Source organism: Oceanobacillus salinisoli, from assembly GCF_009733865.1.
Taxonomy (GTDB): Bacteria; Bacillota; Bacilli; order Bacillales; family Amphibacillaceae; genus Oceanobacillus; species Oceanobacillus salinisoli.
On the sequence record NZ_WOFB01000001.1, the window covers coordinates 36,159 to 54,992 of the forward strand.

The window sequence follows — 18,834 nt, forward strand, 5'->3', positions numbered from 1 at the left end:
CCTTACATAGAAAAGAGTGATTTGGATGGTACAGTCTAAAAAACAAAAATATATGTTCCTTACTTTTTGTCTGGTGCCTACGTTTGTACTGTTTGCCATCTTTACGCTTTATCCTTTGCTAAGCGGATTATACTATTCGTTTTTTGATTGGTCTGGTGCATCAGATAATAGGGAATTTATCGGCCTGGACAACTACATACGATTAATGAATGATGCGATTATTCCGAATACGATCATGCATGATTATTTTCTTGTTGTGACCAAAGTTATTGGCATTATGATTCTTGCCTTGTTTTTTGCGGTGGCCTTAACTCAATTGAAATTGAGAGAAGCGCCACTCTATCGAATTGTTTTTTTCTTCCCGAATATCATGTCTGTTGTTGTAATTGGGATTCTCTGGACATTTATTTATAATCCGAACCTGGGACTCGTAAATTCAGCCTTGGATTTCCTTGGATTCGAACATCTCGCAAGACCTTGGCTCGGAGATGAAAAATGGGCTTTGCCAAGTCTTGTTTTCCCTTCCGTGTGGGCAGGAATTGGTTTATTTATGCTCATGCTAATGGGGGCTATTTCCAATATACCAAAAAGCTATTATGAAGCAGTGGAGATAGATGGAGCAACGAAATGGCAGCAGTTTTGGAGGGTAACTGTTCCACTTATTTGGCCGCAAATCAAAATCTCAATTCTTTATATTGTTATTACGACGTTAAATGGTTCATTTGTCATTGTTCAGGTGATGACAGGTGGGGGACCCAATAATTCCACACATGTGATGGGTTCCTATTTATACCAACAGGCCTTTGTGCAATTTAACTTTGGATATGGTGCAGCGATTGGCGTGATGATCCTAGTCCTTTCTTTAATAACGGTTATTATTCTGCAATTCCTCTTGAGACGGGATAAAGTAGAGTACTAGCATCACGAAAGATTCAAATGGAATGGGGGAGAAATCGTGAAAAAAAGTGTAGGACAGATGCTTGGAAAAGCGGGGATCCGAATTCCACTGATTTTATGGACTTTGGCTGTTTTATATCCAATTTTTTGGATGTTTCTCGGCTCCTTTAAATCCAATGCAGAAATATATCGGTCTCCGTGGGGCTTCCCGGAGGTATATAATCTACAAAACTATATCGATGCGTGGACAAACTATAATATTGGGACGAGTGTAATGAACAGTTTAATTGTTACGCTGGCGGGAACTGCCCTGACACTGGTACTTGCTATCCCGACTTCCTATGCAATTGAACGGATTAATTTTCGAGGAAGTCATTTTTTATTTATGCTCTACGTGTCTTCAATGATGATTCCAATGGTGCTTGGCTGGATTCCATTGTTTTTCATGTTAATGGAACTGAACTTACTTGATAATATCTTCGGGCTTGCCATTGTGTATGCGGTTAGTCAACTGCCTTTTACTATCTTCATTTTAACTAGTTTTATAAGTACCATACCCAGATCCCTTGAAGAAGCAGCAGCAATAGATGGGATGTCTCCCTATGGCGTGTTATGGAAAATTATTACCCCACTAAGTATGTCAGGGATTATTACAGTTACGATTATGAATGCCATTCAGTTCTGGAATGAATATTTTATGGCATTAATCTTTTTGCAAAGTAGTCAGAATTATACACTCGCATTAGCTATTGATTATATAAGTAATGAAGCACAATACACAAATGCATGGGGTACCTTATTTGCCGGCCTTGTGATTGCTACGGTTCCGGTTATTATTCTATATGCCATCTTCCAGCGCAGGATTGCCCAAGGAATGACAGAGGGAGCTATAAAGGGGTAATTTATGAATTAAAATTGAGCGGTAGTTAAAATGAATCGCACGAGTTCTCATACAAATCGAACGATCGCGAAGTCAAATCGCGCGAGGCCCCACACAAACCGAGCGACCGCAAGTCAAATCGGGCGAGCCCCCACGCAAACCAAGCGACAGCCAAGTCAAATCGCACGAGCTCCCTCCCAAATCGAGCGTCAGCCTTTTACTTAAAAGAAGAAATGACGCGAGCATTTCTCGCGTCATTTAAACGATATATATCATGATTCAAAAGCCCAGGTTTCTAATAAATAAGATATTCTTTCCTCGCTTGTTTAAATTCATTTAGTTCATCTTTCCACTGATTTTGCATCTCTGTCACAGTGTCTCCGCTTTTAATCATCTCACGGATCCAGCCATTTCCAATCAAATTATCAAAGAAAGAGATTCCTGCACTGTTTTCTGCTCTGAACTCGAAGTCTTCCGGATACATGTCATGCAGTGTTTTGACGATATGAAGCCCTGTTTCTACAGGCCTGTAAGCTTTCTTGTTTGTTACATGAATTTGAATTCCATGACTTAACGTTCCGCTATGTTTGGAAAAGGATGGAGTAAAGGAAGCTGCACGGAATGTGACTCCTGGCAGTTCCAATTCATTTAAGGCAGCTGCAAATTCTGTGCTGTTTACAAACGGTGCTCCAATGAATTCAAATGGTTTGGTTGTCCCCCGGCCTTCTGATACATTCGTTCCCTCAATTAATGCTGCACCTGGGTAAACAATGGCTGTTTCAAGGGTTGGCATATTTGGTGACGGTAGCACAAATTCCAGTTTCGTATCGTCATAATACATATTACGATTCCAGCCCTTCATTTCGACTACCGTTAAATCTGCGGCAATTTCAAACTCCTCATTGAAAAGCTTAGCTAATTCGCCGACGGTCATTCCGTGACGAAGTGGAATCGGGTAATTACCTACAAAAGAAGCATAGTCCGGGTCTAAAACAGGTCCTTCCACTTTTTGTCCACCTAGTGGATTAGGTCGGTCTAGTACAATAAATTCTTTTCCATTTTCCGCTGCAGCTTCCATTGCATAGGCCATCGTGTAAATATACGTATAGAAGCGAGTTCCTACATCCTGAATATCAAATAACAATACGTCAACATCCTCCAGCATTTCTGGTGTTGGCTTTCTAGTTTGACCGTACAGGCTATACACTGGCAGTCCTGTTGTTTCGTCGTTGTAAAATTCCACATATTCACCTGCCTGTGCATCACCGCGCACCCCATGCTCAGGACCGTAAAGCGCTGTTAGTTGGACATCCGGGTCGTTATGCAGAAGGTCAACAATACTATTTAATTCTTTATCGACTCCAGTAGGGTTGGTTATTAATCCAACGCGCTTTCCTTCAAGAAGATCCTTTTGTTCGTTCAGTAATACTTCGATACCAAGTTGAAATTCATTCTTTCCATTTTCTTTCCCTTTAGCTTCATCTTTATTAGCTAATACAGCTGTTAGGGAGCTTAAAATCAATATAAACGTGGTCAACAGGAATACCATCTTTTTCATCATCGACACTCCTCACCTTTTAATAAGACAATCCATATCCAAATTCGAATAAAATTTCCCCGTCTTGATCTGGTATAGTTACTGGTAATAAACCTGTTGGATTATTTTTACCGAAAAGAGTAGAAGCCGTTGCTTGAAAGCTTGCTTCTCTAAACCCATACTGTGCCAGATAGGCATCAATTTCCGGGTATGCCATCAAATCATATGGATTTCGTATACCTACTCCAATAACTGGTATGTTCATGTTGTCGATGACTTGATTTACCATTTGCATTTGCGGACTGCTTGGTGAACGGCCGCTGACGTTATACGTATAGGACCCAATAATGACCGCATGTGCTTCTTCTTCCAAAAATTCCATCTGTTCCTCACTTAATGGTCCAGATGCTGTGATTAATTCTGTATTCTGATGATGTGCCTGGATCGAATCATAAAGGCTATTCGCATACGTATTCGCTATAACAACTATTTTTTCTTCAGGACTAACTTGGAGTGGAAGAACATCCTCATTTTTTACTAGTGTGATAGAGCGGTTGGCTGCCTCTGCTTCCACTTGCTTATGCGCTTGGGAACCGACAACCTGTTCTGCATTCGCAACAACTTTATCAATTGGTTTGGCATTTTCTGCTTTGATAATTCCACGCTCTACTTTTAACGTTAAAATCCGTTTAACCGATTCTTCTATTCGTGCTTCGGTAATTTCACCTGTTTCCACAGCTTCCAGTAAACCATCTGCCACTTCTTCCAGACCAATTGGCATTAGAATGACATCAGTTCCTGCATTTACAGCACGAATCACTGCATCGACTGAACCGAAATGATCTGCAATGGCAGCCATATTTAAGGCATCGGTTATAATCACACCATTGTAACCCATTTCCTCACGCATTAATTCCGTTAGCACCTTATAGGATAATGTTGCTGGCAAAGAAATTTCTGTACCATCCTTTTGGGAAGTCACTTTTGTATCATCGATTTTCGGGAATGTTACATGTGCCGTCATTATTGCGTCGATTCCTGCATCCATGGCTTGTTGGAATGGATATAATTCCACCTCCAACAGACGGTCTTTGTCATGTGGAACTTCCGGTAACCCCAGGTGCGAGTCAACATCTGTATCTCCATGGCCGGGGAAATGCTTAGCTGTTGCTGCAACACCTGTACTTTGCAACCCTTTTGTATAAGCGATTCCCAGCTCTGACACAAGTTCAGGTGATTCTCCGAAAGAACGTACACCAATGACGGGATTATCAGGATTGTTATTCACGTCCAGAACAGGTGCCAAATTCATATTAATTCCGAGTGCTTCAAGCTCCTCCCCAATGACTCTTCCTACATTTTCTGTCATTTCAGGAGAGCGTGTAGCTCCTAGTGCCATATTTCCTGGCATATCGGTTCCTGATTGCAGACGGGTCACAATCCCACCTTCCTGATCGATTGCCATCAGTAAACCATATTTTTCAGATGCTTCCTGATATGCTGCGACGAGGCGTGCGGTTTGTTCGGTTGTAACGACGTTTTCCCGGAAAAGAATAATACCTCCTAGATGGTATTCTTTAATTAACCTTTCAATTTCCGGAAGCATTTCTGTTACGTCTTCTCCGTCATATGTTCTAAAATCAGGCATGAGCATCTGACCAATTTTTTCCTGTAAGGTCATGCCTTCCATTGCTTGGTCAATCACGTTATATCGCTCACCTTCCTGTTTCATAATCTGGTTCGTTGCATGTTTATGGTGAACCGCAATCTCATCACTGTACTCACCATCCGTTACTGTAATAAAGGAGCGTCCGTCCTGGCCGGTAAATGTGACAACTCCATTTTCATCAACAGTAGCCACATTTTTATTTTTAGAATGCCAGGTCAGTTCTTCTGTTACTTCTTCAAAGTGACCATCTTCATATACATGAAGGGCACTTAACTGGATTTGATCAACGTCTGTTTCCATCACGACTTCTGGAACATTTTGGAAAATAATTAAGTCTTTGACACTCGTGTTTTCTTCTGCATGAATGGTTGTTTTACTGAGGTTAAAGGAACTTAGGAGTAGAGCACCGATCGTAAATAAGATAAATGTTGATTTAAACGTACTTTTCATTTTCCATCCTCCTAAGATATTAATCAGTTCGTTCTTCCCAGCCTTCAGAGACAAAGTCCAGTGGTGAATCAGATAAATGTATATTGGTGACATACCATCCTCGGCCATTCACCCCGCCATCTGTTTTGTAGCGGAAGCGGATGTGGGACGTACCAGCAGGTATAGTAAATTCTTCTCCCTGCCAATCCAGACTGCTTCCAGTATATCCATTGGAAATTGCTTTCCAGTTCTCACCGTCACTGGATATTTCCACAAAACCATAGTCATATCCTTGTTCAATCCGGTACCATGTATCAAAGGATAAGGTTGCATCCTTTTCTGTTTTTACTTCAGCTGTTAATGTTCGGTTCAGCCCGTCTCCATATCCGGAAAACCATGCATCCTCTTTCTTTGGTGTAGAAACAGGTATCGCATCTGCCACAAGCCTTGCAAATTGCTGCCTTAATGGATTGGTGGATACGGTTTCCCGTGTAGGATGGACACGATTTGTTAAAAGGATTGCGATGGTGTCATTGCTTTGGTTTATAACAATAGATGTTCCAGTATATCCAGTATGTCCGAGAGATGATGCTTCAGATAACCCATCCATGTACCAGCCCTGGGATAATTCCCAGCCTAATCCATGGTCATTCCCTGGAAATTCGGGAATTTGGTTTTCCGTTAGAAGCTTGACGGTTTCAGGCTGTAATAATTGTGTATTGCCATATTTTCCATTATTAATATACATATGTGCTAGAATGGCCAAGTCACTCGCCGTTGAGAATACGCCAGCATGACCGGCAACTCCATCTAAGGACCAGGCATTTTCATCATGAACCTCTCCCCATACTAGTCCACGATTAGTCCATGGTTGGTACTCAGTAGCTGCGATTCTATGTTTTAATGATTCAGGTGGATTGTACATCGTTTCATTCATACCGAGTGGCTTCGTAATCTTTTCGTTAACAAATTCATCTAAGCTTTGTCCGGAAAGGCGTTCTACCAATGCACCTAGTGTAATCATATTCAAGTCACTATATGTGTAGGTAGTTCCAGGTTCATTATTTAAAGGATATTGAAAAACATATTGAAGTCGGTCTTCTCGGTTTTCCCCAATGGTGTATAGGGGAACCCATGCGGTAAATCCTGAAGTATGCGTCATCAGCTGTCGAATCGTAACATCATCTTTCCCATTTTCGGCAAATTCAGGGATGTAATCTGCTACAGGGTCATCTAAATTAAATAAACCCTCTTCATATAAAATCATGGCAGCTGTTGTTGTAAATATTTTACTGATGGAGGCGAGATCAAATATCGTATCCTTGGACATTTCAATTGGCTCTTCGGTCACATTTTCTGTGTCATCGTAGAGGTAGGAATGGCCATAACCCTCATGTTGTACAATGTGACCTCTTCTTGCTATGAAGGTGACAGCACCTGGCATAGTCCCATTTTCAATAAACGATTCAATTACCGAATCTACCTCAAGCAAAGGTTCTTCTCTCATTCCTGCACCTCCAATTGATCCGGGATGTAACACGGGTGACGAGGGTGCCTGATTCCCCCATGAGAAAGCTGGATGAGATTGTAAAGTTACATTTTTCTTAGCTTGCAATTCAATGGAGGGTTCATGTGAGTCGATGTCAGCATGGACAGAGATTGCCGGACTAAAAAGCATAGCAGAAGCTAGAAATACAGATAACGATGGATATAAAGACTTTTTTTCGTTTGCTTTCATATATTTCCCCCTTTTTACACAGTAGGGAGTATAAAATTTTAGCAAATAGGCAAGGGTTTGACGTAGCTAAAATTTTAACGTCCCAAGTTATAAGAAAAACTTCCATTCGTGAGAGAATGAGTATTTTTCTAATTTCCACAGAACCATTAGTTGGAAAATATGGAATTCTATGAAAACTATTTGTGTACTATAAACATACAAATAAAAAGTAAAATTGTCTATCGAACGTTAGTCCAATATTTAAAAGAAAATTTCATAACCTATTACTTCTGTTGTAGGTACATAGACAGGAAATGCGTAAATAGTTTGACTATGGTTATTAGAAGGGTATTTCTAATATCCTTACACATTTGAAACTGGATAATTCCCCTAACATTTGTTACCTTTATGTGCTTACAATTCATAACCTTATTATTTTTTGAAACACAGTTATTTTGACCTATTAACAGTTAGAAAATTCATTCTAAAGCCACTTGAACAAATATTACATTCTCATTATCCTTATGTTACGGGGAGGAATATGAGTTGACACCAAAAATGCTGGAAGAACTGTTGGAGCTGATCACATTGTGGCTGGATGATATTAGAGATATTCGAGTAAATGGCTATCATATAGATGAACTAATCAATCAACTGGAGCAAAGGGTAAACGATATTGGGACGAATATTACTGGGCTTGAAGAGAACGCTCAAAGCATCGATGAAAAATTATCTGAAGTATCAAAGCGTGCCATAAGTACGAAACAAAAAACAGTGATTTAAATAGAGAGAATTTAACAAGCGTGCAAAAGGCAGGCTTATTTTTTTTTTTTCTAAATTTTGAAATCAAATTTGTTAATATAGAAATATAGACATACAGAAGATAGGGGGAATAAGATGTCTGACCGAAGAATGGTATCCATACTGCAAAAAAATAGGGGGATTGTATGGATACTTAATTTTACCATTACGATTCTATGGGGATATGCCTGGGTTTTAATGAAAGTGGCTTTGGAATATATGGGGCCTTTCACCTTTTCGACATTTCGGTTTAGTGTGGGGGCCATTACTTTGCTTATAGTAGTTTGGATATTAAAAATTGGGATTCCGCCAAAGCAGTATTGGAAACATTTATTTATAATTGGTATGTTGCAAACAGCAGTTGTTTTTCTATTGGTCATGTTTGCACTGAAATTTGTGGAGGCAGGTAAGTCGTCCGTACTTTTATATTCGATGCCCATGTGGGGCAGCATCCTAGCAGCAAAGTTTCTCGGGGAAAAGTTAACGGCAAGAAAGATGACAGGTTTAATAATTGGAATGGCTGGTCTTTTTACCATTTTAGGTTGGGATCTATGGATTGGTCAGAATATCGAAATCATTATTGGCGAGATTCTCATCATTATTGCAGCTGTTTCCTGGGCAATATCCAATATTTATTATCGGCTCCATGCTCAGGATTTACCGCAAATTCAGGTTTCTGCATTCCAAATGGTATTTGGGGCAATCGGAATTACCCTGGCAACATGTTTTATGGAATGGGGCGAACCGGTAGATTTAAACGTACATAGTATTTATTATATTTTATTCACAGGTGTGCTTGCATCGGCATTATGTTTTACCGTATGGTTTATGATTATGAGTTTAGTAGATATGGTTACCGCTACAATATCAACCCTACTTGTTCCCATTTTTGGGCTGCTGTTTAGCAGTATTTTACTGGATGAACAACTAACAATGAGTATTGTAATTGGTTCAGTATTTATTATTATCGGTATTGTTTTTGTACAAAAGAGAAATCCTTAGGCTACATAGGGGACAATTTAACACGTGATTAACTGGCTGTAATACCCCCACTTCAAAAATTCGCGATACTTTTAGTAATGATAAGTGGGGGACTAGAGCCAGTACTCCTTGTTCTACATTTCGAGTAATTTAAGGTAACGGTACGTGCTATCCATCCCTAGAATAAAAACAATCCTATCGTAATTGGTATAAAGCTGAAAAAGAGGATCATAACACAGAATCCCATAATGTCCCGTACCTTTAGGCCAGCGATAGCAAGTGCTGGTAATGCCCAAAACGGTTGAATCATATTTGTCCAAGCATCACCCCAAGCAACAGCCATTGCTGTTTTCGCTGTGTCCGCGCCAATTTCCAGTGCTGCTTGAATCATGATAGGGCCCTGTACAGCCCATTGTCCTCCACCAGATGGAACGAAAAAGTTTACAATTCCTGCACTAATAAAGGCAAAAAAGGGTAGTGTATAATCGGTTGCAAAGCTAACAAACCAATTGGATATTTGCTCGGAAAGTCCAGAACTGGCCATCATTCCCATAATTCCAGCATAAAATGGAAATTGAACAATAATTGCACCTGCATTTTTAACCCCAGTTGTCACGGTATCAAGAAATTTTCTCGGTGTACGATGAAGGAGAATTCCAAGAAATAGGAAAATAAAGTTGACGATATTAATATTCAGGTCAAAACCATTTGTGACAAAATGATAGATAATAAATACTAATCCCATCACACTAATCATAATGGAAATGACTGGACTGTTTTCTATTTTTTCAGATGGAGTAGTTGGTGTAACAGTCTGTACCGTTTCTTCTTCTTTAGGAGCATTTATGTTAGAATAATCAGTTAAATCATCGGTGTTGGTCCCCTTTAATAGATATCGGTTGAATAATGGTAATGCAATAAATAATACAACAACTACAAACATATTAAATGGGCTAAATAATGTTTGCACGACGGGAATGGTGCTAATAGAGTCTTCCAGGAAGTGCCCCGGTGTTGCAATCGTCAGTGGAACAGAACCAGAGAAGCCACCATGCCATACCAGCATTCCGCTATATGAACTTGCGATTAATATGCGGTAGTCAACTGTGGGTACACGTCTTGCGACATGAATCGCAAACAATGCTCCAACAGCAAGTCCAAACCCATAGTTGATGAAACAAGCGATAAGAGCAACAATCGTAACTAAAAATACTGCCTGAGCCGGAGTGTTCGCTAAGGTGCTTAATTTAGATAAGAATTTTTTGACAATTGGTGTACTTGCTAAAATATACCCTGTTACAACTACTAATGACATCTGCATCCCGAAAGCCAATAAATCCCAAAAACCTGTCCCCCAGTGTTCCACATCTGTAAAAAAGACGCCTAGAAGATATACGACAAAAGTTAAGATAATAGCGAACAAAAAAGCATCTGGCAAATAGCGTTGCACCATTCGATCAAAAAAAGACGTGAGTGCTTTCATCCGTTTTCCTCCTTTTATTGAATGATTGCGTTCTCATTACAGTAAATATGTATGCTGGACATGGGTGAAAAAGTCCTTAATAGTGTATGTTCAAAAAGGAGGATAAAAGGACCGAGATAGGGGATTGGATTTTCGACTAGTTACCGACACATCCGGTGGCCAATGCAGAAGTCGCCACCTCCTGTGGAAGACCGTTACATAGGAGCTCACGCCACCTCGAATTACTTGCTCCTTTTCCTCCTCCTTTTTGATGGTTGCAAATTTTTCCAATTTATGAGAATAAATTGGAAAAATTTCTTCACAAACTAAAGTGATTTTCCGATATAATGATATAGAACAATATAACTAAGTAATGGGAAAGAAGAATAAATCTATTATCCTAGTGCTTATACAGCTAGAAGCGTATGCCGTTCAACTAAGGCGAGGGATCAATCATTTTAAAATCGTTGAAACGAATAGCGGTAATGGAGTTCCTTGCATATCAACCTGTGAGTATCTGGGATTAAATAGATCATTAAACATCCTTTACTTGTATCAGGTTTTTGACGATAGTTAGAGTAAACAATGTTTAAAATGAAGCTTATACATATTGGTTAAGGAAGGAAATGTATATGGAGACGGATCAATATTTGGATATGTTCCTGGATGAAAGCCGGGAACATTTGCAAGCAGTGAATGACAATATTCTGAAATTGGAAAAACAGCCCGAAAACATAGATATCGTTCATGAAATTTTTCGTTCGGCCCATACCTTAAAGGGAATGGCTGCTACGATGGGATTTGAAGATATTGCTTCTTTGACACATAAAATGGAAAATGTATTGGATCAAATCCGCAATTACCAATTAACGGTTACGACAGAAGTCATTGACGTGATTTTTATCGCGATTGAATATTTGGAGGATATGGTTCAATCGATTGGTGATGGAAAAGATGGCAAAAGGGATGTCAGTGAGCTGGTCCAGCGCTTGGATGTTATTGAAAAAGGCGGTAGTTCATTAAAAGAACCACAGGGAGCAAAAGAGGAAGTTGCAGCAGAATCGGTTACCGCCTCTATTGCTGGTTTAGAGCTGGATGGGTTTCAAATGGAGGTAGTTCAGCAAGCAAGACAACAGGGGTACCATGTTTATCAATCGACAGTATTGTTAGAAGATGACTGTATATTAAAAGGTGCACGCGCCTACATGGTTTTTGAAATTCTGGAAAAAAATGGGGAAATCATTCAAACCACCCCTGCAATAGAAGATATTGAAGAAGGAAACTTTGATCAAGGTTTTTCATTTATTTATCTTTCTAAAGAAAAAGAGGAAAACCTGAAAGCACAAATATTAAAAGTTTCTGAGGTAAAAGAAGTTGACATTGCTGATTTTCTTCAGGAAGTAAGCGGGCATGAGGAGTCCAAAGAGGACAAGTCTTCTCCAATTAATAAAGCAGAAATGGAAACAGAGAAAGTAACGACGTCCCAGAAAACAAATAAATCAGAAGGTAAGCATCAGGCAACGAAGACAATTCGGGTGAATTTAGACCGAATAGATGATTTATTAAATATTTTTGAAGAAGTGATTATCGACCGCGGCAGGCTGGAAGTTATTTCCGACAAATCCGAAAATCAAGAGTTAACAGAAACTGTAGAGCATTTAGGGCGGGTTACTTCAGAAATGCAGAGTTTAATCCTGTCTATGCGTATGGTACCAATCGATCAAGTGTTTAATCGATTTCCACGAATGATTCGTGGACTTGCGAGAGACTTAAATAAAAATATCAATTTAGAAATTATTGGTGCAGAAACGGAATTAGACCGGACCGTTATTGATGAGATTGGGGATCCATTAGTGCATCTGATACGAAATTCGGTGGATCATGGAATCGAATTGCCAGAAACCCGAAAGAAAGCAGGGAAGTTAGAAGAAGGGAATTTGACTTTGCGTGCCTTTCACAGCGGAAATCATGTGTTTATCGAAATTGAAGATGATGGAGCAGGGATCAATAGGGACAAGGTACAATCAAAAGCGATTGAAAAAGGGCTTATTACCGCAGAAGAAGCCGTGTCACTCTCGAACGATGAAATTGCAAACTTTATTCTTTCATCAGGATTTAGTACGGCAGACAAGGTATCCGATATATCAGGCCGGGGTGTTGGATTGGATGTTGTGAAAAGTAAGATTGAATCATTAGGTGGCGAAATTCATATTAAAACACAGGAAGGTAAAGGTAGTATCTTTTCGATCCAATTGCCGCTTACTCTATCCATTATTGCTACCTTACTGGTCAAAGTACAGCGTGAAACCTATGCCATACCGCTTTCTTCCATTATAGAAACAGCATTATTAGAGAAAGAACAAATTTTACATGCTCATGGTAGAAAAGTCATGGATTTCCGTGGGCAGGTTATCCCACTTGTATCGTTAGCCGATGTATTCCAAGTTCCGTTTGAAGAAGAGGCGCATGTAAAATATCATGCCGTTGTCGTCGTGAAAAAGGGAGAACAGCTTACCGGGCTGATTGTTGATTCCTTTATCGGCCAAAAGGAAGTCGTATTAAAGTCCCTGGGTGTGTATTTGAAGGATGTATTTGCCATTTCCGGTGCGACGATACTTGGAAATGGGGAAGTTGCATTAATTATTGATCCAAATGCCTTAATTAAATAATAAGATGGAGGTGGTAAGGTGGCTGAGTTATCAAAATTTATTATTTTTAAACTACATGATCAACCTTTTGGGGTCAATGTCAAACAAGTCATTTCCATTGAGCGAATGCAGGAGATTACACAAGTACCCAGGACATCTGATTTTATAAAGGGTGTTACCTATATACGCGAGGAAACAACCCCAGTCATTGACTTAAGAGAAAGATTGTTAATGGATGAAAAAGAACCAACAGAAAGTAGTAGAATATTAGTAGTACAAATTAAAGAAATGCAGATTGGTTTAATTGTCGATGCAGCTACTGATGTGAAGGATATTGAACAAGAGGCAATAGAACCTGCACCACCAATCGTAGGAGGGGTAAAAGAAACCTTTGTCCACGGTGTAGCAAATTTAGAAGAACGACTTCTCATTCTTCTCGATTTAGAAACCATCATTGATCCAAAAGAAACCAATGAATTACAGGAAATAGTAGAAGTAGAATAATAGTATGCCAATAAGTAAAAAGTAATACAGTTAAGTAGGCAGGTATCATCTTGCAGCCTTTACTGAATTACTTTTTTATTATGGATGTTTTCGAAAAGGCCGGAGATTTTGCCACTAAAAACATAAACTGCGAACTAACTTTAAGATGATATTGGATCTTAATCTACGCTACGGAAATACACTACGCTTCCCTGGGCTGCTGGTGAGCCTCCTCGTGCTGTCTTCTTTAGGGGTCTCACGATCCCTCTTTTCCCACAGGACAAGGAAGGCTTCGGCAGCGTTACCTCGCACGCAGAAAAAGCGGTTTTCTTTTTCAAGGAGTCTCCGTGTATTTCTTCCGCTAGTTTTATGCTTTTATCTTTCTAACATTTGTATTAGCTAAATAAATTCTTAGCATAGCGAACCACTATTAAGCTGGTTGGTTGGAGCGGAGGGCAATTGCCTCCTACGGGAAAAGCACGTGTCTAGACCTGATCAGGAAGTGGTTTTCTTCCGAGGAGGCTGAAGCCGTGCCCTAAGGTGCGCGACTGCCCAGAGCGAAAATCAACGGTGCATTATACTAATTCGCATACTATATCCATTGCGAGGTTAAAAAACGATAAAACTTACGAATAGATCCTTTAATATATAACGATTCGAGCATCATTAAAATAGCTATTGTATTCTTTGAATTTTATTTGACATTTTGATAAATATCTGCAAATTTGTGGTATGATTTAAATAGCTTGTGTCACAAAGAAGTAACAGTAAGTTTCTGAAAATAGGTAATTATCAGGGTTGTTTAATGCCTAGGAAATTAAAATATCTTGAGTACTATAAAGGAGTGAACAGCAGATGAACAAAAAGATATATGTATTGGTTGGATTGGTTATTGCTGCTTTTGCGACAATCTTTGTTCTGGTAAATGTAGAAGGTGGCAATGAACCTGAAATGGCTCAGACAGAAGATGTGAAGCAATTAGTACGTAAGTATAGTATTGGAAATATAGAAAAAGAGTCCGCTTCAATCAACTCTCATCAGCTAATTGTGACGGATAGCGAGGAAAATCAGACGACATATGAGTTGCCAGAGGATGAATTTTTTGTATCTATTGCACCATATATAGAAAATACACATCCTTGCGCGATCCACAGCTTAACCGGATGTCAGGGAGAACTGGTGGAGCAGAAATTTGCTGTATATATTGAAGATGGGGAAGGTAATGTAATAGTGGATGAAACTATGGAATCACAAGCTAACGGCTTTATTGACCTATGGCTTCCACGTGATCATACGTATCATGTAACCATTGAGCAAGATGGGAAAACAGCTGTATCCGAGTTTTCCACTTTTGAGGATGACAATACTTGTATTACGACCATACAATTGGAAGACAGCGAAAATATAACTTGAAATATACTCATAGCAAAAATGGGCTTTGAACCGAATTGGGTCAATGCCCATTTTGCTATATATAATGGATGGCGGATAGAAATACAATCTTAATATGTCACCATTATACCGTTGGAGACATTTACGACTATAAACATACAAAATTCTACAGTAAAAAGCATCATATTTCCTGGGAAATTTTCAGTGCATTCGTTTTTTTACAATTAACTGTGCTGTAAGAGCACTAATTCAAGAATTGGGAAATTTTAAGAAGAATGAGAAGTGGGGGAGTACAGCCAGTAAACTTCTGGTTACTGGATTGAACCTAACACATCAGTTTGGGATGAAAAAATCCCTGAGCTGATGGTTTTCTGTATTTTTGCCATAACAGCCAATGTCAAAATAACTATGCTACAATAGGTATATACTGTTCTATAGTTAGTATCTCGTTGATTTTTTGTTTATCACGTAATTGACTGGCTGTAACCTCTCACTTTAGGAACGAAGTGGGAGACGGCAGCCAGTTAATTCCTGATTCATTCAGAGACCTTTAGGTCATACCCTTGTGGTAATAACAAGCGGTGGGGATGAAAACAACCACTGATTGTTCGCTGATACATAATCTAGACATTAGGAAGTGAAATATATGCAGCAGAAGAAGTACGGAATTCGTGATTTTTATTTTTGGAAGATTACAGTAAGTTTAGCACTGGCTTCCTTTTTTATTTTTGCAGCCATGTATGTAGTACAGCCATTGTTGCCAGTTTTTGTAGATGACTTTGGTGTATCAGTCAATACGTCCAGTTATGCTTTGTCATTAACTATATTTGGTCTGAGTGTAGGATTAATCTTGTTAGGATTTTTTTCGGACCGAATCGGGAGAACGATGTTTATTAAGTTTTCCATGATTGGTTCTGTTATTCCATTTTTTATTATGTCACTAACTGATTCGTTTACGATCATTTTACTTCTTCGGTTTGTGCAGGGATTTGCTTTGGCTGGTTTGCCGGCTTCTTCCATTGCATATTTGAGTGAAGAAATGGACAGAAGGAGTTTGGGGGTTGCGACAGCATTATACATATCAAGCAATGCGCTGGGTGGAATGGCCGGAAGGGTGCTGACAGGTTATATTGCTGACCATTATTCTTGGCAGCATGCATTTTATTTTTTCGCTTTTATTGGTTTAGTAATTGGGATGCTTGTCATATTACTGCTTCCAAAATCCAGGTATTTCGAACCAAGCAATGTTTCTTTTAAAAAAGATATGGAAGGGTTTTTCTTTCATTTAAAAAATCCAGCAATGGTTTTAGTTATTATAGTAGGTATAGTGCTACAGCTGTCCTTTACAGGAATTTGGACGTACCTACCTTTTCATCTCCAATCCGAACCTTTTTCGCTTTCTTTGGAAACCATATCATATACCTATTTTGCCTATGCACTTGGAGTAATAGGTTCACCGTTAGCAGGCTGGTTATCAGGAAATTTTGGGTTGGATAAGGTACGAACGATTGGAATCATTGTGTTATCGATTGGGGCGTTGCTTACGTTTAGCCAATCAATTTTCGTTATTATTATTGGACTGTGCATACTCTGTTTAGGATTTTTCACCGCTCATTCCCTTACCGCAACAGCCGTTGGGGAGAGGGCAACTCACCATAAAGGCAGTGCAACAAGTCTATATCTAGTAGCCTATTATATTGGGGTGACATTAGGCAGTTCTGCAATTAGTCCACTATGGGAAATAGGGGGATGGAATGCAGTTGTTGCACTCTCTGGATTGCTGCCAGTGACTTATTTGTGGTTTCTAAACGTAATGACAAAACGGGTGAGAAAAAAAGCAAAAGAAGAAGTGGGTAATCAGCATCACTCACTTTAATAGACAAACGCTCTTTTCGTAAAGTTTGTTGTTATACAATGTAATGCCTTCTAATGGTTGATATCCCGCATACACTGGTTGATATGTGCTTCCGTTGTGTTGATATTTTGCACAACGGTCGACATCCGCTTCTTTTTGGTCACCCGCGGAAGTCGTAGTGTATTTCCGTAGCGGTTAGTTGGTGCTCCAACATCATTTAAAGCTAGTTCGCAGTTTATATAAAATACGGAATAATAAAAGCAACTATCTTATAGAATACAGCGAAAGAAAAGAACCGGCCTTAAAGTGCACCCCAAAGCAAGAATTTGGATTCAAGGGTGCACTTACATATTCGCCTGGTTCTTTTTGTTATCCTCTTAATATTTCTGGATATTGCGTTAAATCAATGCTCCAAACGGTTGGCAATAAGAAGTAGATTGCTAGAGTTACTACAAAGACACCTAGAATATTTAATAGAAATCCTGTTTTTGCCATATCCGGTATTCGCAGGTAACCTGATCCAAACACAACGGCATTTGGTGGTGTTGCGACCGGGAGCATGAATGCACATGACGCAGCAACTGCTGCGGCTACCATTACGGCAAATGGGTGAATATTTAATGCCAATGCAACCGAGGCCATTATCGGAAACATCATAGAAGCTGTTGCCGTGTTGGAAGTAATCTCGGTTAAGAAAATGACAAGTGCTGCAACGATTAAAATAACAACCATTAAGTTAACACCTTGAAGTGCGGTAAGTTGATACCCAATCCATTCTGAAAGACCGGAAGATGTAAATCCGGCTGCAATAGCAAGACCTCCACCGAAAAGCAGTAAAATTCCCCAAGGCAGTTTTACAGCTGTTTCCCAATTAAGCAAACGGTCCCCTTGGATATTTTTAGCTGGAATAATGAACAGAATTAAAGCAGCAATCATCGCAATAATCGCATCGTTTAGTCCTGGTATAAATTCATTTAATATAAAAGACCTTGTAATCCATGCAAAAGCTGCAAAGATAAATACAGCAAAAACAGCTTTTTCTTCATACGATGCCTTCCCAAGCTTTTTCATTTCTGTATTAATCACATGTTTACCACCAGGTAAATGTTTTAATTTAAGTGGATGAGCAACTTTTACGAGATAGTACCATGCTACGAAGATAAAAATCCATGCAAATGGTACACCGAAAAGCATCCATGAAGCAAAGGATATCTCAATCCCGTACAACTCATTTACAGCACCTGCTAACAGTGTGTTTGGTGGTGTTCCAATTAGTGTTGAAATCCCACCAATGGAAGCAGAATAGGCGATACCAAGCATTAACGCTTTTCCAAATGCAAAGTTTTCCTTTGACGTATCAATGGAAGAATCTTCTTTTAATGCATCAGAAACTTGGTAAATAATTGCAAGTCCAATTGGTACCATCATCATGGCTGTTGCTGTATTGGAAATCCACATTGACAAAAATCCTGTTGCAACCATAAATCCTAATACAATTCGGTCTGTATTCGTTCCCATTATAGAGATGATGACTAAAGCAATTCGTCTGTGAAGATTCCACCTTTCCATTGCAAGCGCAATCATAAATCCTCCCATAAATAGAAAGATAGTATCATTTCCATATGAAGAGGTTGTTTCTCCAATTTCCATACCTCCTGTAAGCGGAAACAAAATGATGGGTAAAAGTGAAGTTACAGGTATTGGTACTGCTTCAGTCATCCACCATATGGCAATCCAAATCGTACTTGCTAAAATGGCCAGCCCCTCACTAGAAAGTCCCTCTGGCTGAAATGTAAATAAGGTAATAAGAAATAGAACTGGTCCGGCAATAAGTCCAATTAATTGTACGGTTGTGTATGTTCGTTTGTTTCCATCACCACCACCATCACCATTGCCCCTATTATTGGTATTAGATGTGGAAGTGTTGTTTTTTCCTTTCTCACTTTTTTCCTCTTTAACCATTGTGGCCTGTGTTGGTTTCACGAAAAAGCGGAACATATCCTTTACTTGATCGTGTTTCTCCCATAACCAACTCCATGTAGCTGTAAGCATGGTAGTCCCCCCTTTTATTATTTAGCGAAAA

Annotated in this window: 13 protein-coding genes; 8 read left to right on the forward strand and 5 right to left on the reverse strand. The window is 39.3% G+C overall.

Annotation, left to right across the window (positions count from 1 at the left end):
- Nucleotides 1-25 precede the first annotated feature (25 nt).
- Together GMJ66_RS00130 and GMJ66_RS00135 are read left to right on the forward strand one after the other, a co-directional pair.
- Entirely contained in the window at nucleotides 26-919 is an 894-nt protein-coding gene (locus GMJ66_RS00130) for a carbohydrate ABC transporter permease (RefSeq protein WP_156288218.1), read from the forward strand.
- A 36-nt stretch (nucleotides 920-955) separates the two neighbouring features.
- Nucleotides 956-1,798 carry a carbohydrate ABC transporter permease gene (locus GMJ66_RS00135; RefSeq protein ID WP_156288220.1) on the forward strand — a complete coding sequence of 281 codons (843 nt, stop codon included), beginning with the start codon at nucleotides 956-958 and terminating at the stop codon, nucleotides 1,796-1,798.
- Between the two features lie 274 nt (nucleotides 1,799-2,072).
- Here the strand turns inward: GMJ66_RS00135 and GMJ66_RS00140 are convergent, their stop codons facing one another.
- Genes GMJ66_RS00140 through GMJ66_RS00150 form a run of 3 tightly spaced genes read right to left on the reverse strand, consistent with a single transcriptional unit; the run spans nucleotide 2,073 to nucleotide 7,150 of the window.
- On the reverse strand, nucleotides 2,073-3,335 hold the full coding sequence (locus tag GMJ66_RS00140) for an exo-beta-N-acetylmuramidase NamZ family protein (protein ID WP_156288222.1): 1,263 nt from the start codon (nucleotides 3,333-3,335) through the stop codon (nucleotides 2,073-2,075).
- A gap of 19 nt (nucleotides 3,336-3,354) precedes the next feature.
- On the reverse strand, nucleotides 3,355-5,433 hold the full coding sequence (locus GMJ66_RS00145; RefSeq protein ID WP_156288224.1) for a glycoside hydrolase family 3 protein: 2,079 nt from the start codon (nucleotides 5,431-5,433) through the stop codon (nucleotides 3,355-3,357).
- Between the two features lie 19 nt (nucleotides 5,434-5,452).
- Nucleotides 5,453-7,150: a serine hydrolase domain-containing protein gene (locus GMJ66_RS00150; RefSeq protein ID WP_156288226.1), complete on the reverse strand. Its 1,698-nt coding sequence runs from the start codon at nucleotides 7,148-7,150 to the stop codon at nucleotides 5,453-5,455.
- Between the two features lie 525 nt (nucleotides 7,151-7,675).
- Here GMJ66_RS00150 and GMJ66_RS00155 point away from each other — a divergent pair.
- Both GMJ66_RS00155 and GMJ66_RS00160 read left to right on the forward strand, forming a co-directional pair.
- The gene (locus tag GMJ66_RS00155; RefSeq protein ID WP_156288228.1) at nucleotides 7,676-7,912 is read left to right on the forward strand and encodes a hypothetical protein; all 237 of its coding nucleotides are present in this window, start codon (nucleotides 7,676-7,678) and stop codon (nucleotides 7,910-7,912) included.
- A 114-nt stretch (nucleotides 7,913-8,026) separates the two neighbouring features.
- Nucleotides 8,027-8,932 carry a DMT family transporter gene (locus GMJ66_RS00160; RefSeq protein WP_231514767.1) on the forward strand — a complete coding sequence of 302 codons (906 nt, stop codon included), beginning with the start codon at nucleotides 8,027-8,029 and terminating at the stop codon, nucleotides 8,930-8,932.
- A gap of 157 nt (nucleotides 8,933-9,089) precedes the next feature.
- Here GMJ66_RS00160 and GMJ66_RS00165 read toward each other — a convergent pair whose 3' ends face one another.
- A complete protein-coding gene (locus GMJ66_RS00165) occupies nucleotides 9,090-10,394 on the reverse strand; it encodes a short-chain fatty acid transporter (protein WP_156288230.1) in 1,305 nt (434 codons plus the stop codon).
- A 611-nt stretch (nucleotides 10,395-11,005) separates the two neighbouring features.
- Between GMJ66_RS00165 and GMJ66_RS00170 the strand changes: the two genes are divergently transcribed.
- From GMJ66_RS00170 to GMJ66_RS00185, 4 genes are all read left to right on the forward strand, one after another.
- Nucleotides 11,006-13,042 (forward strand): chemotaxis protein CheA, encoded by a 2,037-nt coding sequence (locus tag GMJ66_RS00170; RefSeq protein ID WP_156288232.1) that lies wholly within the window; start codon nucleotides 11,006-11,008, stop codon nucleotides 13,040-13,042.
- Nucleotides 13,043-13,060: 18 nt separating this feature from the next.
- The gene (locus GMJ66_RS00175; RefSeq protein ID WP_156288234.1) at nucleotides 13,061-13,525 is read left to right on the forward strand and encodes a chemotaxis protein CheW; all 465 of its coding nucleotides are present in this window, start codon (nucleotides 13,061-13,063) and stop codon (nucleotides 13,523-13,525) included.
- Nucleotides 13,526-14,359: 834 nt separating this feature from the next.
- Complete coding sequence (locus GMJ66_RS00180; protein WP_156288236.1) at nucleotides 14,360-14,917, forward strand: CueP family metal-binding protein; 558 nt, start codon at nucleotides 14,360-14,362, stop codon at nucleotides 14,915-14,917.
- 625 nt (nucleotides 14,918-15,542) lie between these two features.
- Complete coding sequence (locus tag GMJ66_RS00185) at nucleotides 15,543-16,772, forward strand: MFS transporter (protein ID WP_156288238.1); 1,230 nt, start codon at nucleotides 15,543-15,545, stop codon at nucleotides 16,770-16,772.
- A 348-nt stretch (nucleotides 16,773-17,120) separates the two neighbouring features.
- Here the strand turns inward: GMJ66_RS00185 and GMJ66_RS00190 are convergent, their stop codons facing one another.
- Nucleotides 17,121-18,803, reverse strand: coding sequence for an SLC13 family permease (locus tag GMJ66_RS00190; protein ID WP_156288240.1), 1,683 nt, complete (start codon nucleotides 18,801-18,803; stop codon nucleotides 17,121-17,123).
- Nucleotides 18,804-18,834 lie beyond the last annotated feature (31 nt).

Coding starts and splice junctions, on each gene's coding strand:
- GMJ66_RS00150 (WP_156288226.1), bottom strand. CDS start 7,150: ATGAAAGCAAACGAAAAAAAGTCTTTATATCCATCGTTATCTGTATTT.
- GMJ66_RS00180 (WP_156288236.1), top strand. CDS start 14,360: ATGAACAAAAAGATATATGTATTGGTTGGATTGGTTATTGCTGCTTTT.
- GMJ66_RS00160 (WP_231514767.1), top strand. CDS start 8,027: ATGTCTGACCGAAGAATGGTATCCATACTGCAAAAAAATAGGGGGATT.
- GMJ66_RS00170 (WP_156288232.1), top strand. CDS start 11,006: ATGGAGACGGATCAATATTTGGATATGTTCCTGGATGAAAGCCGGGAA.
- GMJ66_RS00190 (WP_156288240.1), bottom strand. CDS start 18,803: ATGCTTACAGCTACATGGAGTTGGTTATGGGAGAAACACGATCAAGTA.
- GMJ66_RS00165 (WP_156288230.1), bottom strand. CDS start 10,394: ATGAAAGCACTCACGTCTTTTTTTGATCGAATGGTGCAACGCTATTTG.
- GMJ66_RS00185 (WP_156288238.1), top strand. CDS start 15,543: ATGCAGCAGAAGAAGTACGGAATTCGTGATTTTTATTTTTGGAAGATT.
- GMJ66_RS00145 (WP_156288224.1), bottom strand. CDS start 5,433: ATGAAAAGTACGTTTAAATCAACATTTATCTTATTTACGATCGGTGCT.
- GMJ66_RS00140 (WP_156288222.1), bottom strand. CDS start 3,335: ATGAAAAAGATGGTATTCCTGTTGACCACGTTTATATTGATTTTAAGC.
- GMJ66_RS00130 (WP_156288218.1), top strand. CDS start 26: ATGGTACAGTCTAAAAAACAAAAATATATGTTCCTTACTTTTTGTCTG.